This window comes from Bradyrhizobium sp. IC3195 (genome assembly GCF_020193585.1).
Taxonomy (GTDB): domain Bacteria; phylum Pseudomonadota; class Alphaproteobacteria; order Rhizobiales; family Xanthobacteraceae; genus Bradyrhizobium; species Bradyrhizobium yuanmingense.
In genome coordinates this window covers 102161-124838 of sequence record NZ_JADYVG010000006.1, presented here as the reverse complement: position 1 = coordinate 124838, position 22678 = coordinate 102161, and the positions used below count along the sequence as shown (strand labels likewise).

19 protein-coding genes and 2 tRNA genes are annotated in these 22678 nt (G+C 62.4%); 14 read left to right on the top strand and 7 right to left on the bottom strand.

Annotated elements, in window-relative coordinates:
• Positions 1 to 9 precede the first annotated feature (9 nt).
• On the bottom strand, positions 10 to 1116 hold the full coding sequence (locus I6F09_RS14895; RefSeq protein WP_036026618.1) for a molybdopterin-binding protein: 1107 nt from the start codon (positions 1114 to 1116) through the stop codon (positions 10 to 12).
• A 60-nt stretch (positions 1117 to 1176) separates the two neighbouring features.
• The gene (locus I6F09_RS14890; RefSeq protein WP_036026620.1) at positions 1177 to 2004 is read right to left on the bottom strand and encodes a substrate-binding domain-containing protein; all 828 of its coding nucleotides are present in this window, start codon (positions 2002 to 2004) and stop codon (positions 1177 to 1179) included.
• Between the two features lie 282 nt (positions 2005 to 2286).
• On the opposite strand from I6F09_RS14890, the gene I6F09_RS14885 reads away from it, so the two are divergent.
• Positions 2287 to 3180, top strand: a complete 894-nt coding sequence (locus tag I6F09_RS14885; protein ID WP_036011436.1) for a helix-turn-helix transcriptional regulator — start codon at positions 2287 to 2289, stop codon at positions 3178 to 3180.
• Positions 3181 to 3281: 101 nt separating this feature from the next.
• Positions 3282 to 4496, top strand: coding sequence for an ABC transporter substrate-binding protein (locus I6F09_RS14880; protein ID WP_036011443.1), 1215 nt, complete (start codon positions 3282 to 3284; stop codon positions 4494 to 4496).
• Between the two features lie 188 nt (positions 4497 to 4684).
• On the opposite strand, the gene I6F09_RS14875 is transcribed toward I6F09_RS14880, so the two are convergent.
• On the bottom strand, positions 4685 to 5647 hold the full coding sequence (locus I6F09_RS14875) for a TAXI family TRAP transporter solute-binding subunit (RefSeq protein ID WP_225188391.1): 963 nt from the start codon (positions 5645 to 5647) through the stop codon (positions 4685 to 4687).
• A gap of 107 nt (positions 5648 to 5754) precedes the next feature.
• On the opposite strand from I6F09_RS14875, the gene I6F09_RS14870 reads away from it, so the two are divergent.
• Together I6F09_RS14870 and I6F09_RS14865 are read left to right on the top strand one after the other, a co-directional pair.
• The gene (locus I6F09_RS14870) at positions 5755 to 6729 is read left to right on the top strand and encodes a tripartite tricarboxylate transporter substrate binding protein (protein ID WP_225188390.1); all 975 of its coding nucleotides are present in this window, start codon (positions 5755 to 5757) and stop codon (positions 6727 to 6729) included.
• Between the two features lie 337 nt (positions 6730 to 7066).
• Positions 7067 to 7142, top strand: a tRNA-Ile gene (locus I6F09_RS14865).
• Positions 7143 to 7159: 17 nt separating this feature from the next.
• On the opposite strand, the gene I6F09_RS14860 is transcribed toward I6F09_RS14865, so the two are convergent.
• Entirely contained in the window at positions 7160 to 8410 is a 1251-nt protein-coding gene (locus tag I6F09_RS14860) for a site-specific integrase (RefSeq protein WP_225142382.1), read from the bottom strand.
• 1206 nt (positions 8411 to 9616) lie between these two features.
• Between I6F09_RS14860 and I6F09_RS14855 the strand changes: the two genes are divergently transcribed.
• The 4 genes from I6F09_RS14855 to I6F09_RS14840 all read left to right on the top strand — a co-directional run bounded on the left by I6F09_RS14855 (position 9617) and on the right by I6F09_RS14840 (position 14673).
• Positions 9617 to 11257, top strand: coding sequence for a recombinase family protein (locus tag I6F09_RS14855; protein WP_225188389.1), 1641 nt, complete (start codon positions 9617 to 9619; stop codon positions 11255 to 11257).
• A gap of 599 nt (positions 11258 to 11856) precedes the next feature.
• Positions 11857 to 12207: a hypothetical protein gene (locus I6F09_RS14850; protein ID WP_225188388.1), complete on the top strand. Its 351-nt coding sequence runs from the start codon at positions 11857 to 11859 to the stop codon at positions 12205 to 12207.
• A gap of 13 nt (positions 12208 to 12220) precedes the next feature.
• The gene (locus I6F09_RS14845; RefSeq protein WP_225142379.1) at positions 12221 to 12766 is read left to right on the top strand and encodes a tyrosine-type recombinase/integrase; all 546 of its coding nucleotides are present in this window, start codon (positions 12221 to 12223) and stop codon (positions 12764 to 12766) included.
• A gap of 650 nt (positions 12767 to 13416) precedes the next feature.
• Positions 13417 to 14673: a tyrosine-type recombinase/integrase gene (locus I6F09_RS14840; protein WP_225142378.1), complete on the top strand. Its 1257-nt coding sequence runs from the start codon at positions 13417 to 13419 to the stop codon at positions 14671 to 14673.
• On the opposite strand, the gene I6F09_RS14835 is transcribed toward I6F09_RS14840, so the two are convergent.
• The 3 genes from I6F09_RS14835 to I6F09_RS14825 all read right to left on the bottom strand — a co-directional run bounded on the left by I6F09_RS14835 (position 14670) and on the right by I6F09_RS14825 (position 16548).
• Positions 14670 to 15242, bottom strand: coding sequence for a hypothetical protein (locus I6F09_RS14835; RefSeq protein WP_225142377.1), 573 nt, complete (start codon positions 15240 to 15242; stop codon positions 14670 to 14672). The two genes, I6F09_RS14840 and I6F09_RS14835, sit on opposite strands and share 4 nt — an antisense overlap.
• 11 nt (positions 15243 to 15253) lie before the next feature.
• Positions 15254 to 16327: a hypothetical protein gene (locus I6F09_RS14830; protein WP_225172643.1), complete on the bottom strand. Its 1074-nt coding sequence runs from the start codon at positions 16325 to 16327 to the stop codon at positions 15254 to 15256.
• A 144-nt stretch (positions 16328 to 16471) separates the two neighbouring features.
• Positions 16472 to 16548, bottom strand: a tRNA-Pro gene (locus I6F09_RS14825).
• Positions 16549 to 16598: 50 nt separating this feature from the next.
• Between I6F09_RS14825 and I6F09_RS14820 the strand changes: the two genes are divergently transcribed.
• The 6 genes from I6F09_RS14820 (at position 16599) to I6F09_RS14795 (ending at position 22543) form a co-directional block, all read left to right on the top strand.
• The gene (locus I6F09_RS14820) at positions 16599 to 17606 is read left to right on the top strand and encodes an L-threonylcarbamoyladenylate synthase (protein ID WP_225138298.1); all 1008 of its coding nucleotides are present in this window, start codon (positions 16599 to 16601) and stop codon (positions 17604 to 17606) included.
• A 16-nt stretch (positions 17607 to 17622) separates the two neighbouring features.
• The gene (locus tag I6F09_RS14815; protein WP_225188387.1) at positions 17623 to 19050 is read left to right on the top strand and encodes an FAD-binding oxidoreductase; all 1428 of its coding nucleotides are present in this window, start codon (positions 17623 to 17625) and stop codon (positions 19048 to 19050) included.
• Positions 19047 to 19508 carry a GNAT family acetyltransferase gene (locus tag I6F09_RS14810; RefSeq protein WP_225188386.1) on the top strand — a complete coding sequence of 154 codons (462 nt, stop codon included), beginning with the start codon at positions 19047 to 19049 and terminating at the stop codon, positions 19506 to 19508. Before I6F09_RS14815 ends, I6F09_RS14810 begins: the two co-directional genes overlap by 4 nt.
• Positions 19509 to 19517: 9 nt before the next feature.
• Complete coding sequence (locus tag I6F09_RS14805) at positions 19518 to 20099, top strand: NUDIX domain-containing protein (protein WP_225188385.1); 582 nt, start codon at positions 19518 to 19520, stop codon at positions 20097 to 20099.
• A 285-nt stretch (positions 20100 to 20384) separates the two neighbouring features.
• Positions 20385 to 21314: a glycine reductase gene (locus I6F09_RS14800; protein ID WP_225188384.1), complete on the top strand. Its 930-nt coding sequence runs from the start codon at positions 20385 to 20387 to the stop codon at positions 21312 to 21314.
• 35 nt (positions 21315 to 21349) lie between these two features.
• Positions 21350 to 22543, top strand: coding sequence for a CoA transferase (locus I6F09_RS14795; RefSeq protein WP_225188383.1), 1194 nt, complete (start codon positions 21350 to 21352; stop codon positions 22541 to 22543).
• Positions 22544 to 22678: the final 135 nt, after the last annotated feature.

Below are 22678 nucleotides of genomic sequence, written 5' to 3'. Positions count from 1 at the left end.
GAACCCTTATCACGCCCGCATCAGATACGCATCGATCGGCGTACCTGCCGCAAATCCCTCGTCGCTGGCGGAAATGAGCAGCCATGCGTCCGCACGGGCGATGGCCTGAAGCGGCCATTCGCCCACGGCAAGCGGCATCCAGGCACGATGTTCCTCAGCCAGCAAAGCGATCTCCGTGATGCCGACGCTGGAGGCGATCTTTCGCGCAAGCGGCAGCGACACTTTTCGACGCGGCCGACGCGCCGACAAACGGTCCGCGAGCGGCAGCGCGAGTGCAAGCCAAGCTGCAAGCGCGGAATCGGGCGAGCCGGGCAAGGCGACGACGGGAACCCGTCCCAGCCGTCCGACCGCAGCGGTGCGTCCCGGCTGCAGCGCAAGGCCGTGCGCCATCACCTCGCCGCGCCGGGCGAGGGCGGCGATGGCGGCGTCCTGGCGGCCGACGCCGCTGCCGCCGATGGTCAGCAGGACATCGCAGGAGGACGCATCGAGCGCATCGGCAATCGACGCTGCATCGCGCGCACGCGCTGGACGCGTTTCCACATCCAGTCCCGCTGTGTGCGCGATCCCGGCAATCGTCTGCGCCGCGACCGTCCCACCCGGCACATTGACTATGCGCAGCCGCGGCCGCCTCACGGCGAGTTTGTCCCCGCCCGCCGCACGCGCCAGCAACAGGTCCGCCGCACGGATGGGATGGCCGGCGTCCCCCACGGCCCTACGCGCGGTGATGTCGCTGCCTGCGCGCCTGACACCCTGCCCCGGCGCGCCCTCTGCGAGCACCTGGGCAAGCGGCCCCGACGTCTCCACGGCGTCGGCATCGAGCACGCAGTCGCATCCCGCCGGCATCGCCTCGCCCGCCTCGACCCATGCAGGAGCCATTGCCAGCGGCACGGGCGAGTAAGCGGACGCCCCGACGAGATCGTTGGCAGATAGCGCCCAACCATCTACGGCCGCAACATCCCGGGAAGGATAGGCGGCAAGCAGCGGCGCACCCGCCGCGATGCAGCCGATTGCGTCCGCCAGCGGCACCTCCATCGGCGCGACGGGATCAACGCCCCGCAGCAGCGCGGCGAGCGCGGTGTCGAGCGGCGTGAGCGAAGGCGGCAGGCGCTGGGTCATGCGCCATGAGGACCATGCATCGTCCGGTTTGGCAACCGCCGGCGGTGCCGGCCTCACCCCTCAGCCGCCCGACCTGTCCGAATTGGGGAAGAACAATTGCTGCCCGTCCACCTTGTAGCCGGCAATCGCCGTCTGCCCCTCCGGCGATGTCAGCCAATCGACGAAGGTCTGCGCGAGGTCCTTCTTCACGTTCGGGAACTTCGCAGGGTTCACCAGCATCACACCATATTGGTTGAGCAGCCGCCGGTCGCCTTCGACGACGATGTCGAGATCGCCGCGATCGCTGAACGCGATCCAGCTGCCGCGATCCGCAAGCACATAGGCATTGGCCGCGCGCGCGGCCCCGAGCGATGCGGCCATGCCGGGCCCGGCCTCGCGATACCAGGCGCCCTTGGCGCTCGCGATGTCGATGCCGGCAACGATCCAAAGCGCGAGCTCCGCGGCATGAGTGCCCGACCGATCGCCACGCGTCACGAACGGCGCGCCTTTGGCTTCGATCGCCTTCAGCGCCGTCGCGATGTCCTTGCCCTTTACGCCCGCGGGATCGCTCTTCGGCCCGATCAGCACATAGTCGCTGTACATCACGTCGTATCGCTTCACGCCAAAGCCGTCGGCGACGAACTTCTCCTCCTGAGGCCGCGCGTGCATCAGCACGACGTCGACCTCACCCCGCCGCGCCCCATCGAGCACTTCGTCGGCGCGCCGCGCGATCACGGTGACGTCGATGCCGGTCTTGTCGCGGAAGATCGGCAGCAGATAGTCGAGCAGCCCGGATTCCTGCGTCGCCGTCGTCGAAGCGAGGACAATGCTGCGGTCCTCCGCGGCCGAAGCCGCAACGCCTGCGGCAAGGCCGCAGAGAAGCGCAAGTGCAACGGACAGGCGGCCCATGATCGGGTTCCCTCAGGTTTGACGCCGTCATGATGATGATCGATTGCGCCGCACTCGTGACGCGTTTTCGCGCTGCCGGCCGGGAAATTTCGGCAACTTCATCGCGGCGCACCGGGCGCGCGATCTCTTTAGGATCGTTCACCAAAGCAGAGATCGCGCGTGCGGATGTGTTGCAAAGCAGCGAGATGATCGGGCATGGTTCCCTGCGACAAATATCTGAAATGCAGAATTCCACCTGCGTCGGACGTCAAAAAGAAGCAAGAATTTGCATAGGAATGCAGGATGGAATTCCTGACCACCAGCGAAGCCGCCGATTACCTTCGGCTCGGCGAACGCAAGCTTTACGAGCTCGTCACCACCGGTGCGATCCCCTGCAGCAAGGTGACGGGGAAATGGCTGTTCCCACGGCACGAGCTCGACCTCTGGGTCCTGTCGGGCCTCGCGCGCCCGGCCGGCATGTTGATCGCCGAGCCGCCGCCGGTCGTGGGCGGCAGCCACGACGAACTGCTCGATTGGAGCCTGCGCGAGTCCGGCTCCGGGCTCGGATCGATGAGCGAGGGCAGCGCGCGCGGGCTCGAGCGCTTGCAGCGCAATGAGGTGATGGCTGCGGCGGTGCACTTCCACGCGCTCGACGCCGGCGACAATTTCTCTAGCGATGCCAGCATCGAAGCGCTGCGGACCACGCCGGACCTGCATGATGCGGTGCTGATCGCGTTCGTGCGCCGCGAAGAGGGTCTCCTGCTGCCGCACGGCAATCCCAAGCACCTGCACAGCCTGACCGACGTGCTCGCAGCCGGGGCCCGGATGGCGATGCGGCAACAGGGCACGGGCGCGCAGATGCTGCTCGACGTGCTGCTCAAGCGCGCCGGCGCCTCGATGCGGGACTTGCGCCGGATCGAGACGCCGGCGCTGACCGGCCCGGATCTGGCCGAGCTGGTTCGCGCCGGCCAGGCCGATTGCGGCATCGCGACGCGCGCCGCGGCGCGCTCGGCCGGTCTCGATTTCGTGCCGCTGGTCTGGGAGAATTTCGACCTCGCGATGCGGCAGCGCAGCTATTTCCGCCCCGCGATGCAGGCCTTGCTTCGCTTCCTGAACGAGCGGCGGCTGCGCCAGCGCGCGGAGGAGCTGACCGGCTACGATCCCTCCCCCGCAGGACAGATCCGCTTCGCAGCCTGACATTGACGCCAGCCCCCCAATAGTTGCAAAAGAAACCAATTCGACCGGGCCATACCCGGACAAGCAACACCGGCCAATGAGCCGGATCAGGGAGGACGAGCGTGAACCCAATCAGATTTGGAGTGCCGGTCGCGGCCGCCTTGCTGGCGACCCTGCTGTCCGGCGCGGCGTCGGCGCAGGTTTCCGACGACGTCGTCAAGATCGGCGTGCTCACCGACATGAACGGCCCGGCCTCGGCGCCGACCGGCCAGGGCTCGGTGACCGCGGCGCAAATGGCGATCGACGATTTCGGCGGCAAGGTGCTCGGCAAGCCGATCAGCGTCGTGATCGGCGACCACCAACTCAAGGCCGACATCGGCGCTTCGCTGGCGCGGCGCTGGTTCGACGTCGAGCAGGTCGATCTGATCGTGGACGTGCCCGTCTCGGCGGTCGGGCTCGCGGTGCAGACCATCGCCAACGAGAAGAAGCGGCTGTTCATCACCCACTCCACCGGCACCGCGGACTTCCACGGCAAGTTCTGCTCGGCTTATGCCATCCAATGGGTGTTCGACACCCGCGCGCTCGCGGTCGGCACTGCGGATGCGGTGGTCAAGCGCGGCGGCGACAGCTGGTTCTTCATCACCGACGATTACGCCTTCGGCCATTCGCTGGAGCGCGACGCTTCCGCCGTCGTCACCGCCAATGGCGGCAAGGTGCTGGGCTCGGTGCGGCCGCCGCTGGCGACGCCCGATCTCTCCTCCTTCGTGCTGCAGGCGCAGGCCTCCAAGGCCAAGATCATCGGCATTGCCGCCGGTCCCCCCAACAACATGAATGAGATCAAGACCGGCGCCGAGTTCGGCGTGTTCAAGGGCGGCCAGCAGATGGCGGCGCTGCTGGCGCTGATCACCGACATCCACGGCATCGGCCTACAGGCGGCGCAAGGCCTGCTGCTGACCACCTCGTTCTACTGGGACATGGACGACAAGACGCGCGAATGGTCGAAGCGCTATTTCGCCAAGATGAACCGGATGCCGTCGATGTGGCAGGCCGGCGTCTATTCCAGCGTGATGCACTATCTCAACGCCATCAAGGAGACCGGCAGCGACGATCCGCTGAAAGTGGCGGCCAAGATGCGCGAGAAGCCGATCGAGGATTTCTTCGCCCGCAACGGCAAGCTTCGCGAGGACAATCTGATGGTGCACGACCTCTGGCTGGTGCAGGTGAAGACGCCGGAGGAGAGCAAATATCCGTGGGACTATTACAAGATCCTCACGACCATTTCCGGCGACAAGGCGTTCGGCCCGCCGGACCCGGCCTGCCCGCTGGTGAAGAAGTGAGATTGGCGAATATGAGGCCGCGATGACGGTGTACCCTCTCCCCTTGTGGGAGAGGGTGGATTCGCGAAGCGAAGCCAGGTGAGGGGTTCTCACCGCGAGCCCAAGTCTCATTTGAATGCGCGGAGACAACCCCTCATCCGGCGCTTCGCGCCACCTTCTCCCACAAGGGGAGAAGGCAAGTAAGAGAGCTACTTCACCACCCCTATCTCGCGAAAATACTTCATCACGCCCGGATGAATCAGCTCCGGCCTCGGCGCGGCCGCGACCGTGTTCGCGGCGGTGGTCTCGCAGGCCTGGGCGAGCTTATTGCAGAACGTCGCCTCATTGCCGTGCAGCGTCTTGGCGAGGCGGTAGGCGACGTCGTCGGGCAGATCGTCGCGCGTGAGGATGAAGCTCCAGGAACCGAGCGAGGCGATCGGCTCGGTCTGCTTCGGGTAGGAGCCGGCCGGCACGGACAGCGGCTTCAGGAACGCATGCTTGGCGCGGATGCGCGCGATCTCGTCCGCACTCGGCGCGATGAAGCGCGCGCCCGATGCGCTCGAAGCGACGGCAGCAAAGCCGGGCCAGCCGATGCCGGCGCCCCAGAGCGCGGCGACGCGGCCGTCCTCGACCATCGCGGGGCCGTCGCCGGCGCGGTCGAGATAAACAGCCTTGAAGTCCTCGTCCTGCTTGAGGCCGAGACCATCGAGCACATAGCGCGCCAGGATCGGCAGGCCGGAGCCCCTGGCACCGAACGCGACGGGCTGGCCGACGAGATCGCGGATGGTCGTGTACGGGCTGTCGGCGCGCACCACGAACATGCCGGGGTTGGAATAGATCGCGGTGAGGATCTTCAGCGCTACCTTCGCACGGCCGATGCCGGCGAAAGCCTCGTAGGCCGGCTCGCCCGCAACCAGTGCGAGATCGAGCTCACCCTTCTCCAAGAGCGGGATATTCTCGTTGCTGCCCTTGGTGTTGCGCGGGGCGATGGTGAGATGCGGATCGGCCGCGTTCATCACCTCCGCGAAGGCGTTGCCATAGAGCGGGAAGCCGCCGCCGGGCGTCGCTGTTCCCAAGCTGATCGTCGCGGTCGGAATGGCCGTGCCTCCGGTCTGGGCGGCGGCGGGGCTGGCGAGCAGCGCCGCACCGAGAAGGATCATCGCGAATCTCATGGTCGCCCCTGACGGGCCTGCGTCAACACCGACTTGCGGCGATGTAGGCAGCCGCCGGTTTTTATGAAAGCATGCCGCGCAACGACAATAGAACAATGGGAGGTGTCATGTTGCGAATTTTGCGTCACGGTGTTTTCGGGCTCGCAGTCCTGTTGGGTCTTTTCAGCGCCACCCCTCCCGCCGCCGCAGCCTATCCCGATCGTCCCGTACACTGGCTGATCGGCTTTTCCCCCGGCGGCCCGGTCGACATCGTAGCGCGGATCATGGCGCAGTGGCTGTCGGAGCGGCTCGGCCAGCAATTCATCGTCGAGAACCGCACCGGCTCCGGCGGCAACATCGCAGCTGCCGCTGCGATCAACGCCCCGCCGGACGGCTACACGCTGCTGTTCGTCGCGCCCAACAACGCGATCTCGACCTCGCTCTACAAGAAGCTGCCGTTCGACTTTTTGCGCGACACCACCCCGGTTGCGAGCATCATGCAGCTCACCAACATGCTGGTCGTCTCCAACTCGTTTCCGCCGAAATCGGTTCAGGAGTTCATCGATTATTGCAAGGCCAATCCCGGCAAGATCTCCTATGCCTCCTCCGGCAACGGCACCTCGGTGCACATGTCGGCCGAGCTGTTCAAGGTGATGACGAAGTGCGACATGTTGCACGTGCCCTATCGCGGCTCGGCCGTCGCCTTCCCCGACATCATCTCCAACAAGGTGCAGCTGATCTTCGACAATCTGCCCTCGGCGATGGAGCAGGTGAAGGGCGGCAACGTCCGCGCGCTCGGCGTGACCTCGCCGCAGCGCTGGCCGAGCGTGCCCGACGTGCCCGCGATCGCCGAGACCGTGCCGGGCTTCGAATCGGTTGGCTTCTACGGCATCTCCGCGCCGAAGGGCACTCCGCCTGAGGTGATCGAGATCCTCAACAAAGCCGTCGGCGAAGCGCTGAAGGACCCGAAGCTGGTGGCAAAGCTCGCCGAGACTGGCGGCATCCCCAAGCCGATGACGCCGGCCGAGTTCGGCAAGCTGGTCGCGGACGAGACCGCGAAGTGGCGCAAGGTGGTCGAGTTCGCCGGGGTCTCGGTGGACTAGGCAGCGGCCGTGCCGCCGAGCGCAGCCGCACATGTTCGAGGGGGCCAACAGGCCCCCTCAAACAAATTGCGAAAACAACCCCATGCACAGTAGACGAGGCCAGTGATTTCAATGGGTTACCGCCCCACGTCGAAAAAACCTGCGAAAACGCGGTTTGCTTCGTCGGGCAAAACAGGGTTATACAGGCATCATCGCCAATTTCGGTTATTCGAAATTTATCAATGATGCCGTGCCGGCGTTCCCCATCCACCAGCGCCAGCATTGCACCCCCGCCTCAGGCCCTGTAAACGGACCGCGCACCGTTGCCGGCCGCGCTACCTGCGGCCGCCTCGCGGCGGGGCCTGTAGCTCAATGGTTAGAGCCGGCCGCTCATAACGGTCTGGTTGCAGGTTCGAGTCCTGCCGGGCCCACCAATAGAATCAGCCACTTATCAGGCCCCGTTTCGTCTGATCGGAATCACCGCACCAGAAACCGCACCAGATACGACCGCTTTTGGTTCGCCGGCGGGATCGCGCTTGGCGATTTTCTCGACGGCGTCGGACAAATAGTCGGGATGGTGATGGCCATACGTGTTGAGCAGAACCTCAAGCGACATTCCGAGATAGCCTGCCGCCTGCCAAGGATCTGCCCCTCTCTGCATCAGCCAAGTAGCCGCGGTGTGTCGCAGAGTGTGAGGCGAGATGCCCGGACCAAGCCCTGCAAGCCTCACAGCACTCTTGAACGCCGTTTTGACCGAGGTGATGGGCCTTCCGTTGTACTCGACGAAATGCTTCGCTTCTGGATCAATCCGGTGCCAGCGCCGTAGATGAGCAAGCAAGCGGACGGGGATCGGTACTGTCGGTTGCCGCTTGTTGGTTTTGGAGCTGCCCTGTTTCAGACGGTAGTAGCGGCCGCGCTCCAGGTCGACATAGGAGCGACCGATCGCCGGAATGGGAGACGCGGCTGCAATGGCTCCCGCACGGGTTCCGCTGTAGATGCCCAACAAAATGAACCGAGCAAGATGGCGAAGGGGACGCTTGCTTGTCGGGACCTTCACGTCGTCCATCGGACGGCGCGAGCCTTTTTGCATTTCGTTATAGCGCCAGCAGGTCCAAACCAATTTGGCCGCATCGCTGCGCGTCAGCCACTTGTCTCGCGGTTGGCCCTTCTCCGGCAGGGACACCTTCACGATTTCCCGATGATATCCTTCTGCTGTATGGTGACCAATGGCAGCGCGGAGGTCTTCAAGGTCTCGGCGCGCGCCTCCCCTCTTGCCGCGCTTCTTGGCGTACGAGCGACATGCCTCCCCATTTACCTCGCCCAGCATTTTTGCTCCCCACCACTCGTTCAACCGTTCGATCCGCTTCTTCAACTTGCGGATATCGGGAATCGTATCTTCGCTCTCGCTATCGACCTTGAAACGACCGCGAAGCTTGTCCAGCTGCGCGTCCATATAAATCGAGAGGACATCCGCGATAGGGATATCGTCTATGTGGCGAATTCGTCGCTTCGGGGTATGTTTAGAGCTTATGTAGTCTCTTAGCTTTTCCTCCGCGGCCGCAATCTCATCTGCAGCGCAGCCTGTGCTGACATCCCGGCCGTTGTCTCTGATGATCCAGGTTGCCTGGTGAGTGATCTTTCCGCTCTTGTTTCGGCGGGCAGCCTTGAGCTGAAGTCGGGCGCCCTTGCTTCTTCGCGGCATAGCTCTCTCATCCGTTCTATATGAGCCAGCGTTGTAAATCTTTGCCGGCAATCTTCTCAATAATCAATTGACTCCGATCGCGCTCGCGACGCAAACCCGCGACCGTCATTCCCCTAAATGAAATGCGATCTTCACGGCATCAGCAAGGCGAACAGAAGTACCAGGTGTAATTTCAGGTTGCGCTCGATCCTTTCGGACCTGTAACCGTGTGCGGTGTGGCGAGCCTTGCAAACGACTGCCTCGAAATGAAGCCATCACTTCGCTCATCGAACGATCGGGCATGCTAATCGTGCAATCGCGCAAGTACCTGGACGGGATCAGCGAGAGTCGCGTTGGATGGTAAGCGCTCCAAGCATCGATTACCTGCTCCGGTGGGAATGGGTCTTTCCCATTCGGCCACTCATGGTAGGAGGCTGCAGGCTGCTCGAAAGGCCAGGTTCCGCACTCGAATTCAGCGCGTTAAAACATGGGAGGCTCTGCCGAAAAGAAGAGTCGTTTGCCTGACGACACCATCGGCATTTGGTTGAGCAGACGGCCCGCCTCTATCGCGATGACGCGACGGAATGTCTGGTTTCGGCCTTCTCACCGCTAAGAAACCAATGCCATGGTTTGTCGTCCAGGCGCGCCCTCAATCTCAGTCTCAATGTAGTGAGGCGTGAGTCGAAATGCTTGCCTTACTTGGTCGCGCCCTCGATGATCCACGCTTGGACCCGAGCTAGCGCGACCGAATAATACCAACACTCGCACCTGCAACGCGCGGTGTGAGGCGTCTATCTCGTAAGCGCCATCCAGAATAGACGAGGCTGATCAGAGGAGCCGCCGGTGATCTGCTAGCAGAGCTGGAAGAAAGCAGGCATTGGCACCAGCTTTTTCAAACCCTATCCGAGCAGTGATCGAGACATGCACTTCCCATCTATTCCGGATTACAGAGAAGGATTGATACAGCCATAGTATAAGACCGCCAATGCGCTAACTATACGGCGCACCGAAGACATACTTTTCCCGGATCGCGCCCTCCGCCGCTGGGCGTTGTAGATGCTCCTTGAACGAGCTCCTTAGCACGCGAGCTGCGAAGAGAGGTGGTCGCCCAACTGCGTCGATACCGGCGGCGATGGCGGGACTATTTTCTTCAATTGATGTAATTATTGCTGCAAGCGTCGCATAGATGTTTGATTTGCTCCGGTGTAACTTTCGGGAGCGAGAATGATGGCCAACGCGCTCGAGATCTATAAGGCTCATCCGGTACGATCGCAGCTCGGCATGAGAGCGGCACAATATGTCCGCATGTCGACACAACGGCAGCAATACTCGATTCAGAATCAGGCTGCTGTGATTGCAGCATACGCGCACGCCCATAGCCTGACCATTGTACGAACCTATCGCGATGAGGGAGAGAGCGGCCTGCTCATCAAGAACAGGGCCGGTCTTATACAGCTCATCAAGGATGTCCAAACAGGAGCAGCCGATTTCGGTCATATTCTGGTCTATGACGTAAGCCGGTGGGGCCGCTTTCAGGACGTCGATGAGAGCGCGTATTACGAATTCGTGTGCAAACAGGCAGGCATCAACATCGTGTATTGTGCTGAGCAGTTTGATAATGACGGCAGCGTGCTCTCCAGCATCATCAAAAACATCAAGCGCGTAATGGCGGCCGAGTACAGTCGTGAGCTTTCGGCGAAGGTTCACGCTGCGCAGTGCCGGTTCGCCCGACTTGGCTTCAAGCTTGGAGGTCGCCCTGGTTATGCTCTCTTGCGAGAACTTGTCGATCAGAGTCAGCGGTCGCGAGGCGTGCTGAAGAACGGTGACCAAAAATACCTCATGACTGATCACGTCCGAGTGCGCCCCGGCATTCCCGAGGAAGTAGCCGTGGTGAAGTGGATCTTCGAGCGCTTTCTGCAGATAAAGTCGGAAGCGATTATCGCCCGGGAGCTAAACCGGAGGGCCATACTCACGAGCACGGGAGTTCGGTGGACGCGCGCAGCGGTTAACATGGTGCTTAGAAACGAGAACTACATTGGAAACCTGACCTTCAACCGCCGATCACGCAAGCTGCGGCGGACCTGCACCTGCAATCCTCCCGAGCTTTGGATCACCAGCGAGAGATGTATCGAGCCGATCATCGAACGCGAAGTCTTCCTGAAAGTAAACAAGATCATTGAGGAACGGCGTGTCGATATCACTGAAGAGGAGATGCTTGCCCGTCTACGCAAAACGCTGCTCAAGGAAGGGCGCCTGAGCTCTGCTATCATAGCCAGCACGGTCGGCCTTCCCTGCGCTTCCACCTATCAAACTCACTTCGGCAGCATGATGAACGTGTATCGCTTAATCGGCTACACTCCCAAGCGAAACTATGCATTTCTCGAGTCGCGCCCGCGCTGGGCAGAGCAAGAGGCCAAGCTCGGCTCTCACATCGCCATGGCCATCAGGAAAGCTGGTGGTCGCATCATCTCTAGCAACCGGACCGATTACTTGCGCGTGCGTGGATCGGTCAACATCTCAATTCGATCAGCCCTCTGCTGCGGAAGGCAAAATCGAGCGCCGTATTGGTCGATCAAGCGCAGGGCACGCCTGCCTCAGGGCTGGATCGCCGCCATCAGGCTGTCTGAGCATAACGAGTCAGTGCTCGATTACGTGCTGCTGTCGGCCGACGGGAAAGCGAAACAAACCATAAACTTTTCTGAGAGGGCTCGCGTTCGCCGTGGAATCGCTCGCTTCGATACCCCTGACGCTTTGGCTCGAGCGATCGCCAAGCTAGTAACACTTAAAGACCGTTGTGCGCCAGCACCACAGGACAAGCGATCGAGACCAAAGCAGCTCAACACCAAGAACGCCCGCACGCGGCGCTGATCAGACGCAGGCACAAAACTCCGCAAAGCAGTGCTTCTTAATCTTTAGAAGCTTGTCCAGATTTCGAGCGCCTTCGCTCTTGCCGCGTGCCGCATCATGTTCCACTCCAAGTCCGTGATCATGCCCTGACCGATTTCCACGCCAGGCTGGCTGAACATACGACAGCCGATCCGACGCTCTTTGTTCAGCCGTATTTTCGGGTTTGCTCGCAATCCGGCGCCATTCACAGCAGTGGAGCACAGGGTGACCGAGCCGCGTGGCATCTCTAAAAAAACAAGCTGCGGCTTACGCTGGCTGCGAGTCGCTTTCGGCGTTCACCGAATGGGTTCGACGCGGAATCATGCCTAGACCGATTCCCGGAACCACGCAAATGGGATAGAAAAGCTATTGACGCGGCCCTTGACCGGCTATCTGGTTTACAGCCTAAGATTGAAGCTCAACTAACTCCATACGACGCATGGAAGGCTTCCCAGAATGCGAGTGCGGCTGAAAGGGATCAACTGGTCCATAAAAAGCTCGCTGACGGTACATCGAAGACCTACTGGTACGCTTGGAAAGGAGGCCCGCGCATTGACGCGGAACCCGGCACACCGGAGTTTATGCGGCTCTACAACGAAGCAGTGTCGTCGTACACAACGAAGACTGCCGAGACGTTCAGCTCGCTCATTGACTACTTCAAGGACTGTAGCGAGTACAAAGATCTCGGCGACAAGAGTAAGCGCGCTTACGACGGATATCTCAAGCTCATCGAGGCCAAGTTTGGATTGATGCCAATCGGCGCTCTCGAAGACAAGCGCGCGAGGGGTGACTTCAAAGAGTTTCGTGATTCATTCTCCGATACGCCGCGCAAGGCGGACTACGTTTGGACAACGATCGCGCGTGTTCTGTCGGTTGCGAAGGATCGCGGCAAGATCGCAGTGAACGTTTGCGGCGCGGCTTTACGACTCTGATCGATCGGAGATCGTGTGGAGCGCCGAGGACATCCGGGCCTTCTGCAGCGTTGCGTCCGTTGAGCTGCAGGCGGCTCTACTGCTTGCACTGTGGACGGGCCAGCGCCAAGGGGACCTGCTGCGCCTAACTTGGAAGGACTACGATGGCACGTACATCCGGATGCGTCAGTCTAAGGGACGCGGCAGCAAGGGCAGGCGCCGTGTAACCATACCGGTGGGGCCGACGCTAAAGGCGGCGCTTGATGCTGCGCTCAAGGAAAGGCGCTCTGCAGTGACCATTTTGGTCAATTCGTTCGGACGGCCGTGGACGGAGGACGGCTTCAGGACAAGCTGGGACAAGGCCTTTAAGAAAACGTCCTTGAAGGACCTGCACTTTCATGATTTGCGCGGCACTGCTGTTACGCGCCTCGCGCTATCCAACTGCTCGGTGCCGGAGATCGCCTCGATCACCGGCCACTCGATGAAGATCGTGCAGGAGATTCTGGACGCGCACTACCTGGGTGGCCGGCTCGAACTCGCGGAGTCAGCGATCAAAAAGCTGAGCGAAGTGTACGGGTAGGAACCACGGATTGGGATGTGGAACGATTCCAGGTGAAAGCGTCCTCGGTCGCCAAGGCTTCTGCGTGAGAGAGTGCTCCACGCCGCCGCGGAAACGAGCTAGCCGCTGCGGTAACGCGCAGCCATCCCGCCATCGGCGTACGGACAATGAACAGATTTCTCAAACCGGACGTCAAACCGAATGGTCCGTTCTGACGTGCACTGCTGTAAGTGCTTGATTTGCTTGGTGGGCGCACCAGGGCTCGAACCTGGGACCCGCTGATTAAGAGTCTCGAATTGTCCGTTTTGCACTCGGGAACCGCCAATTGCCGCATGTAATGAGAGGCGCGCTTCTCGAAGAGCAGATTTCGCATACACCTTGGACGGGTGGCCGATCCGAAGGGCCTCGCGCACTCACAAGTACCGCGTTCAAGATATGCCGAAGCGTAAGATCGATAGACTCGCTCGCGCCAAAGCCCGGCCCGATCCTGCACAGTGGGGGGAGGACGAAGTGATGACGCTGATCGAGGCCGTTACCGTATTTTTTCCGCACGGTCCATTGACCTTATCATCGTTGCGCAGGGCCGCAGCGACTGGGACTCTTGAAATTGCCAAAGTGGCAGGCAAAGATTTGACCACACCTCGCGCCATCCGCAAACTGGTCAAGCCGTCATGCCGGGCCGCAAAGCCAAGCCACCACGACTCTGGTTCCGAGACGACGATGAGACCTGGATCATCCTCGACCGCGGCCGGCAGATCCGCACAGGCTTCGGCCGCGACGACATTGATGGCGCTGCGAAGGCACTCGAAACCTACATCGGCGGGCGACATACTAGTACAATCGGCGCCACTGACCCGGGCGCCCTCGCCATAGCTGATGTTCTCACTGCTTACGAGATTGCAAAGCGCCCCAAGGATAAGAGCGACCAACGCGCGTGGGCACAACACGATCTGCTGCTCATTCGCTTGCTCGACCTCAACACCTTCTTTGGCGACAAGACGGTCAGCGAGCTCAAAGCCCAACTCTGTCGTGATTTCGTAGACTGGTCTACTGGCACGCCGAACGAGAACAACAGAAAGGCAGGCATCAAGCCCCGCAACAGCTCGGTCTCAGATCAGACCGCGCGACGCCGACTTGAGGATTTGCGGGCTGCGGTCAACGTCTATCACGCAGAACACACACTTAGCGTGGTCCCAAAGATCACCCTGCCTCCAAAGGCGGAGGGGCGTCACCGGTGGCTAACACGCAATGAAGCCGCTCGCTTACTCGCAGCAGCGATTGGTTACGTGTGGGACAATGAGCGAGAGACCTGGAAGCGTGGTGAAGATGGCAAGCTTTTGAGACGTGAGCGGTGGATCATCCGCCGTCGCTATCCGGCGGCGCGTTTCATGTTGGTCGGCATTTACAGCGCGCGCCGCGAAGAGACGATCCGCCGCACACAGTGGCTATCGACAACGACTCATCCTTGGATGAATCTGGACGCGATGGTGTACCAAGGCAAGGGAGCCTTGGAGCGGTCCACCAAGAAGCGACGCCCGCCCGCGAAGATCGCCAGCCGGCTGCGCCCTCACCTAGTCCGCTGGCGTAAGATCGACGAGAAGCGTTCCTCCGAACTCAGAGCAGCGGGCATCATGAGGAACGGCGAGCAGATACGATTCATCGTCAACCGCATCCACGATGGCCAGCCGCTTGCCGGCAAGATCAGGTCGGCTTGGGAAGGAATTCTGGAGGATGCGGGACTGGGCGATGATGTGGTTCGCCACTCCTTGCGCCACACCGCCGCGACTTGGCTCATGCAAGCTGGCGTCGATATGTGGGAAGCCGCTGGCTGGCTTGGGATGACCGTGGAGCAGCTGGAAGCCAACTATGGCCATCACCATCCAGATTTCCAGGAAGAGGCGGCCGAAGCGTTTGGGGGACGACGCTAATTCCCCTTGCGGTTAGCAACGTCTGTCAGAAAATAGAGCGACCAAAATACAGTCACCGACAAGAACGACAAAAGCATAGACAGGATCAAGCTACCGATTGCCCAGACCGCTGTTCGAGCCAACGGAGCACTTGCTGTCCAGCTGATAACCGCGTCCCTCATCAAGCCAGCGCCCACGACAGCGAATAGCGTCACAAGGCCCAAGAAGCTCAGATAACCTAGCAGAAAGCAAAGGGATTGGCGCATAGTCAGGGCGTCATTGTCCAGCCAAAGCTCAGCTCCCATTGGCCTTCGATCAATGTTGTTACCTGGCGCGCCCATCGATACTGCCGCCAGCGCCCCCACCATAAACGGTACAGCCATGATCAATAGGTCTCTGGCAAACCGCAATAACCCAGCATCGCCGAACAGTGGGGCGCGTGGTTGGACGCCTACGTAAACGATCCATGCCACCAGTGCGACGGATAATGGAACGATCACGTCATACCGGCGCTTCTCTGGATGACGGATAGAAAGGTAGCGGATAGGAGCAAGCAGGCGCAGTCGCGAATGCGTCCCGCCCTGTTCCACGTCCAGATACTCTATCCGTGACCTTTCCATAGCGAGTCTTTGTCCAGCAAGGCTTCCATCTGCTTCACGACATCGCGGTTGACTGTCGTGTACCACTCTCTGGCTGCCTGGAGAGATATTACATCTTTTGTGCAGATCATCAGATCCGAAGCGCCGGCAAGTGCATCCGGCAACGACCCGGTGATCATCGCACCGTTTACGTGCCGGAATGACACCTTAATCTTGTACCCGCGCTGTGTGTAGTAGGTTCGCAGGGCGTTCATCCATTCGAAACGTGCTTTAGGGTCGTTTGGTCCCTGCTTGGCGGACACCTTCAATTGAACTTGGGCGTCAAATTCCTCATTGATCACATGGGTTTTACCGGCAATCGATTGTTTTTCTTTGCTCTTGGTAAAGATTAGATAGGAAATTTCAGCACCTGGACCAGTGGCAGACCCGACGTTCCGTCCAACATCGGCGTGGAGTTCCAGGCGGGGATTGAATCGGTAGGGCTTGAGCACATTTCCTCGTTTCGGATCTGGCACCGGTACGTCAAATGAGAGTTCGTCCTGCGTTGCCCATCGGCGAAGCTGCCGACACAGGAAATCCTCAATCATTTTTCGGTTTATTGAGTGTGCAACTTCGATCACACATCGGTAGTCGCCGCTATCAACGGCCACGACCGGGGTGCGAACGACCACATGGGCTGACACGCACCCGCGTTCATTTTCGTGGCCGGAGATATCCCGTCCGTTCAAGTTTGCTGTGTCGACGACGGAGAATGTTGTCTTTTGCTGATCAACGTATTCCAGCAGAAGCTGATAGTATCGAAAACCGTCGCGTGTATGAGACTTGAGATCTCGGAGCCAGATGAAGTTCAATCCGGCGCACCGGATTTTCCGCTCATCGTCCGTCTCTTCGGACTCTCTCTCGGTCTCTGACTTTCCGAAAAACTCAATAGCCCACGCTGCTTTTCGTCGCTCCTCGAGAGCGTCGAACATGCTCTTGCCGGAGACGATCGGAACTTTGGCGTGGCTCGGAGCCTTTGAAATCGACCGAGCAACCAATCCATTTAAAAGAACAATCCTCTGAAATGGACTCGACACTCAGCCCTCCCTGCGGAAGCTGATAATGTCACAACCCACGCTTGAGGAAGAGGTCGTGAGCGCGTTATCCCCGGAGGCAAGAGGCTTTTCATTGCGCATTTCATTGCGGAACGACGCCCCGGAAACTATAAGTAGTTGAAATCTTGGTCGGAGTGGCAGGATTCGAACCTGCGACCCCTGCGTCCCGAACGCAGTGCTCTACCGGGCTGAGCCACACTCCGACAAGAAGGCGGCTTATAGCGTCGGGCTTGACGCACTGCAAGCGGCCGAGATGAGGAATTTTATCCCTGTGAAGACGGGTGTCGAAACGCTGATATTGCCGGCCGGCGAAGCCGGCGCGGAAGCCGCCGCCCGGCGACTTGCGGCCGGCGGGCTGGTCGCGTTTCCGACCGAGACGGTCTACGGGCTCGGGGCGGATGCTGCCAATGCGGTCGCGATCGCCCATCTCTACGCCGCCAAGGGCCGGCCGGCGTTCAATCCGCTGATCGCGCATGTTGCGGATCTCAAAGCCGCGCGGCGGATCGGGCTGTTCGATGCGCGCGCGCTGGCGCTTGCGGAGGCGTTCTGGCCGGGGCCGCTTACGCTGGTGGTGCCCAAGACCGAGGACTGCCCGGTGGCGGATCTCGCCACGGCTGGCCTCGACACGGTGGCGATCCGCATCCCCGCCCATCCCGTCGCGCAGGCGATCCTGCGCGCCTTCGGCGGCGCCGTGGTGGCGCCCTCGGCCAACATCTCCGGCCACGTCTCGCCGACGCTGGCCGCGCATGTCGAGAGCGACCTTGCCGGGCGGATCGACCTGATCATCGACGGCGGGCCTGTTACGGTCGGCGTTGAATCCACGATTGTCGGCTGCTTCGACGCGCCGATGCTGCTTCGTCCCGGTGGGCTCTCGCGCGAGCGGATCGAGGCGGTGCTGGGCGCGAAGCTGACGCGGCCGCCGGCGGAGGCTGGCAGCGACGACAGCCAGCCGCTGGCCCCGGGCATGCTGGCCTCGCACTACGCACCGCGCGCCCATGTGCGGCTCAATGCACGTGAGGTCGCGCCGGGCGAAGCGCTGCTGGCGTTCGGCCCGGAGCGCCTGCCCGGCCTTGACGCCGCCTCGGCCGTCATGAATTTGTCGCCCACCGCCGATCTCGATAAAGCCGCGGCCAATCTGTTCGGCTATCTTCGCAGCCTCGATGCGAAAGCGCCGCGGGCGATTGCGGTGATGCCGATTCCCGAAGATGGTCTGGGCGAGGCGATCAACGACCGGCTGCGCCGCGCCGCGGTGGCGCGTTGAAGCAAGAGACGAGGACATGAACATCAACAAGCCTGCCACCCCGCCGCTTGCGCCCGAATTGATCGAGCAATTCCGCAAGATCGTCGGCGACCGCCACGCCATCACCGACCCGACTGACATCGAGCCTTACGTCACCGAGGAGCGCAATCTGTTCCACGGCCGCTCGCCGCTGGTGCTGCGCCCGGGCTCGACGGCGGAGGTTTCCGCGATCTGCAAGCTCGCCTCCGCGCACAACATCGCGCTGGTGCCGCAGGGCGGCAACACCGGGCTCGTCGGCGGCCAGACCCCGCACAATGGCGAGGTGGTGGTGTCGCTGCGCCGGCTCGACAAGATCCGCGAGGTCGATACCGCCTCCAACACCATGACGTGTGAGGCCGGCGTGGTGCTGCAGATCGCGCAAGCCAAGGCCTCCGAGGTCGACCGGCTGTTTCCGCTGTCGTTAGGGGCCGAAGGCAGCTGCACCATCGGCGGCAATCTCTCGACCAACGCCGGCGGCACCGCGGCGCTCGCCTATGGCGTCGCGCGCGAGATGGCGCTGGGCCTGGAAGTGGTGCTCGCCGACGGCCGCGTGCTCAATTCGTTGTCGAAGCTGAAGAAAGACAACACTGGCTACAATCTGCACAACCTCTTTATCGGCGCCGAAGGCACGCTCGGCATCATCACGGCGGCGACGCTGAAGCTGTTTCCGAAGCCGCGGGCGATCGAGACCGCCTTCGTCGGGCTGAAATTGCCGGCGGCAGCGCTAAAGCTGCTGACCATCGCGCAAGGCGAAGCCGCCAATGCGCTGACGAGCTTCGAGCTGCTGTCGGAGCTGGCGGTGGATTTCTCCGTCCGCCACGGCATCGACGTGCGCGATCCGCTCGCAGATAAGCATCCCTGGTACGTGCTGATGGAATTGTCATCGCCGAGCGAGGATGCCCGCACGCCGCTGGAGACGATCCTCGCCCGTGCCATGGAGGAGGAGATCGTCGACGACGCCGTGATCGCGGCGAGCCTCGCCCAGCGCGGCGCGTTCTGGAAGCTGCGCGACGAGATGTCGGCGGCGCAGAAGCCGGAAGGCGGCTCGATCAAGCACGACATCTCGGTCCCGGTTGCGGCCGTGCCCGACTTCATCGCGGAAGCCGATGCGGCCGTGGTGAAGCTGATCCCCGGCGCGCGGCCGGTGCCGTTCGGCCATCTCGGCGACGGCAATCTGCATTACAACGTCAGCCAGCCGATCGGCGCCGTCACCGCCGATTTCCTCGCGCGCTGGCATGATGTGAACGCGGTGGTGTTCGAGATCGTGCTGCGCATGGGCGGCTCGATCTCGGCCGAGCACGGCATCGGCGTGCTCAAGCGCGACGAGCTTCCGCAAGTGAAGGACAAGACCGCGATCGAGCTGATGCGCGCGATCAAGACGATGCTCGATCCGCTCGGCATCATGAATCCGGGGAAGGTGCTGTGAGCGCTTCCCTCTCGCCGGCTCCGCTTGCGATCGAGCCCATCTCCGACGCCGATGTCGAGGGCGTCGTCGCGCTGTGGCAGCGCTGCGGCCTGACGCGCCCCTGGAACGATCCCCATGCCGACATCGCACTGGCGCGGCGGCGCGACAATTCCACCGTGCTGGTCGGCCGCGACAATGGCGCGATCGTCGCCACCGTGATGGTCGGCCATGACGGCCATCGCGGCTGGGTCTATTACGTCGCCGTCGATCCCAGCCGTCATAAGCGCGGCTATGGCCGCATCATCATGACGGCGGCCGAGGACTGGCTGCGAAGCGCCGGGATTTCGAAGCTGCAGCTTCTGGTCCGGCGCGAGAACGCGCAGGCCAACGCGTTCTACGGTTCGCTCGGCTTCGAGCTGTCGACATCCGTGATGTTCCAGAAGTGGCTCGACGGCCGCGCGACCACGCCAAGCAATTGAGATCTAGCCATGACCATTTCCGACCGCGTCCGCATCAAGGACGTCCGCGTGCTCTCGGACGGCTGGACCACGCTGAAGACCACGACCTTCGAGTACCGGCGCGCCAATGGCGAGTGGCAGACCCAGCATCGCGAGACCTATGAGCGCGACAATGCCGCCGCCGTGCTGCCGTATAATCTTGCGCGGCGGACCGTGATCCTGGTGCGCCAGTTCCGCCTGCCGGCCTTCATCCGCGGTTACGACGACCTCTTGATCGAGGCTGCTGCCGGCGTGCTCGACAACGCCGAGCCCGAAGAGCGCATCCGGGCCGAGGCTGAGGAAGAGACCGGCTATCGCCTGCACCACGTGCACAAGGTGTTCGAGGCCTTCATGAGCCCGGGCGCCATCACCGAGAAGCTGCATTTCTTCGTCGCCGAATACGAGCCCGAGATGCGCGTCAGCGACGGCGGCGGCCTCGAACACGAGGGCGAGGACATCGAGGTGCTGGAGCTTTCCATTGACGAAGCCCTCGCGATGATCGCCGACGGCCGCATCATCGACGCCAAGGCGATCATGCTGCTGCAATATGTGGCGCTGCACGTGTTCAGGTAGGTGCTGCTCTTCACCCTCCCCTGGAGGGGGAGGGTCGGCTCACATTGAGCGCAGCGAAATGTGAGACGGGGTGGGGTGACAGTCTCTCCACGTCGCATACTGCCCGCGTGGAGAGATCACCCCACCCCGCTCGCGCTGCGCGCGATCGACCCTCCCCCTCCAGGGGAGGGTAAGAGGCGCCGCTCCGTCCTCGTCTGCAATTCTGTCCTGCGTGTCCCCTCCCCCTGTTGAGCAACCCCGCAACTACCTCTACTCTGGCCCCAACCAAGAACCAGGAGACGCGCCATGTCCGCTCCGCGCGACGATGAATTCGGCTTTGCGCCCGACTACGATTCCCCCGTCCCCTACATGCAGCGCACCCGGGATTATTACGCGGCGATCGGCTACACCACGCCGTACCGCTGGGCGCATTACACCGAGGCACCGTTCCAGCCGCTGAAGATGCCGTTGTCGCAATCGCGCGTCACCATCATCACCACCGCGGCGCCCTACGATCCGGCCAAGGGCGACCAGGGGCCGGGCGCGGCGTATAACGGCAGCGCGAAGTTTTATCAGGTCTATGACGGCGACACGTCGACAGAGCACGACCTGCGCATCTCGCACATCGGCTACGACCGCAAGCACACCTCGGCAACCGACAGCGGCACCTGGTTTCCGCTGCCGCAGCTGTTGAAGGCGAGCGCCGCGGGACGGATCGGCGAGGTCGCGCCGCGCTTCTTCGGCGCGCCGACCAACCGCAGCCATCGCGTGACGCTCGACACCGACGCGCCGGAGATCCTGGCGCGCTGCCTCGCGGACAAGGTCGACGTCGCGGTGCTGGTGCCAAACTGCCCGGTCTGCCACCAGACCACGGCGCTGCTGGCGCGGCACCTGGAGCGCAACGGCATTGCCACCGTGGTCATGGGCTGCGCCAAGGACATCGTCGAGCACGCGGCCGTGCCGCGCTTCCTGTTCTCCGACTTCCCGCTCGGCAATTCCGCCGGCAAGCCGCACGACATCGCCTCGCAGGCCCAGACGCTCGAGCTCGCGCTCCGGCTGCTGGAGAGCGCGAGCGGTCCGCAGACCACGATGCAATCGCCGCTGCGCTGGAGCGAGGACGCCTCCTGGAAGCTCGACTACAACAACGTTGCGCAGCTCTCGCCCGAAGAGCTGGCTCGCCGCCGCGCCGAGTTCGACAAGCAGAAGGAGATCGCGCGCGGCAACCGCGCCGCCTGACGTCCTCCAACAACAACAAGCCGAGGGAGAGCGACGTGACGCGACCGTTCGAGGGCGTGAAGATCCTGGATTTCACGCAAGTGCTGGCCGGCCCCTACGCGAGCTACCAGCTCGCACTGCTAGGCGCCGACGTCATCAAGGTCGAGCGGCGCGAGGGCGAGGACATGCGCCGCACGCCGCTCAGCCGCGAATGGGCCGAGCGCGGTCTGGCGCCGGCATTCCAGGCGGTCAACGGCAACAAGCGCAGCCTGACGCTCGATCTGCAGAACCCGGAGGCGATCGCGATCGTGAAGAAGCTCGCAGGCCGCGTCGACGTGGTCATGGAGAATTTCCGCCCCGGCGTGATGGACAAGCTCGGCATCGGCTATGAGGCGCTGTCCGCGATCAACCCAAAGCTGATCTATTGCGCGGTGTCGGGTTTCGGCCAGACCGGGCCGGATCGCCTGCGGCCCGGCTATGACGGCAAGATGCAGGCGCTGTCGGGGATCATGGCGATCACCGGCCACTCCGAGACGGGGCCCACGCGCGCGGGCTTTGCCGTGTGCGACGTGCTCTCGGGCGCCACCGCTGCGTTCGGCGTGTCCAGCGCGCTGTACCAGCGCGACCGCACCGGCAAGGGGCAGCTGATCGACGTCTCCATGCTGGAGGCGACGCTGGCGTTTCTCTCGGGCCAGATCGCCGACTGGTCGGTCGCCGGACATCGGCAACAGCTATCGGGCAATCAGGCGGTGAGCCGCCGGACCACGGCGAATTTGTTCAAGTGCGGCGACGGCCATATCCTGCTCGCCGTCAACAACGAGAAGCAGTACCGCGCGCTGATGGCTGCGCTCGGCCGCGAGGATACGCTGTCAGATCCGCGCTTCGCCGACTGGTTCTCGCGCAACGAGAACGAGGGCGCGCTGCGCGCCATCATCGAGCAGGCGCTGGCAAAACGGCCGGCACGCGAATGGGAGACAATTCTTGAGGACGCCGGCGCGCCCTGCGCCAGCATCTGGAAGGTCGAGGAGGTCATCGACCATCCCCAAATCAAGGCGCGCGGCGCGATCCAGGAGCTGGACACGGAATACGGCCGCCTGCGCTTTGCCGGCAGCGGCTTCAAGCTGGCCCATGGCGGCGGCAGGCTGGATCGCATGGCGCCGGAGCTGGGCGCGGATACGGACGCGGTGCTGGGCGAGCTGGGATTCGATGCGGCGGAGATCGCGGGCTTGAGGGCGCGGGAGATTGTGTGACGGCAGCGCCTCACACTCAGTCGTCGTCCCGGGGCGCGCGTAGCGCGAACCCGGGACCCATAACCACAGGATCGCGTTTGACGAAGACTCGTGGTGAACAGTTTGCGCCATAACCTCATCCTGTGGCTATGGGTC

Bases quoted from the DNA above. Each gene is read 5' to 3' on its own strand.
- I6F09_RS14895 (WP_036026618.1), bottom strand. From the start codon at position 1,116: ATGACCCAGCGCCTGCCGCCTTCGCTCACGCCGCTCGACACCGCGCTC.
- I6F09_RS14890 (WP_036026620.1), bottom strand. From the start codon at position 2,004: ATGGGCCGCCTGTCCGTTGCACTTGCGCTTCTCTGCGGCCTTGCCGCA.
- I6F09_RS14885 (WP_036011436.1), top strand. From the start codon at position 2,287: ATGGAATTCCTGACCACCAGCGAAGCCGCCGATTACCTTCGGCTCGGC.
- I6F09_RS14875 (WP_225188391.1), bottom strand. From the start codon at position 5,647: ATGAGATTCGCGATGATCCTTCTCGGTGCGGCGCTGCTCGCCAGCCCC.
- I6F09_RS14870 (WP_225188390.1), top strand. From the start codon at position 5,755: ATGTTGCGAATTTTGCGTCACGGTGTTTTCGGGCTCGCAGTCCTGTTG.
- I6F09_RS14860 (WP_225142382.1), bottom strand. From the start codon at position 8,410: ATGCCGCGAAGAAGCAAGGGCGCCCGACTTCAGCTCAAGGCTGCCCGC.
- I6F09_RS14855 (WP_225188389.1), top strand. From the start codon at position 9,617: ATGGCCAACGCGCTCGAGATCTATAAGGCTCATCCGGTACGATCGCAG.
- I6F09_RS14850 (WP_225188388.1), top strand. From the start codon at position 11,857: ATGCGGCTCTACAACGAAGCAGTGTCGTCGTACACAACGAAGACTGCC.
- I6F09_RS14840 (WP_225142378.1), top strand. From the start codon at position 13,417: ATGCCGGGCCGCAAAGCCAAGCCACCACGACTCTGGTTCCGAGACGAC.
- I6F09_RS14820 (WP_225138298.1), top strand. From the start codon at position 16,599: ATGAGGAATTTTATCCCTGTGAAGACGGGTGTCGAAACGCTGATATTG.
- I6F09_RS14815 (WP_225188387.1), top strand. From the start codon at position 17,623: ATGAACATCAACAAGCCTGCCACCCCGCCGCTTGCGCCCGAATTGATC.
- I6F09_RS14805 (WP_225188385.1), top strand. From the start codon at position 19,518: ATGACCATTTCCGACCGCGTCCGCATCAAGGACGTCCGCGTGCTCTCG.
- I6F09_RS14800 (WP_225188384.1), top strand. From the start codon at position 20,385: ATGTCCGCTCCGCGCGACGATGAATTCGGCTTTGCGCCCGACTACGAT.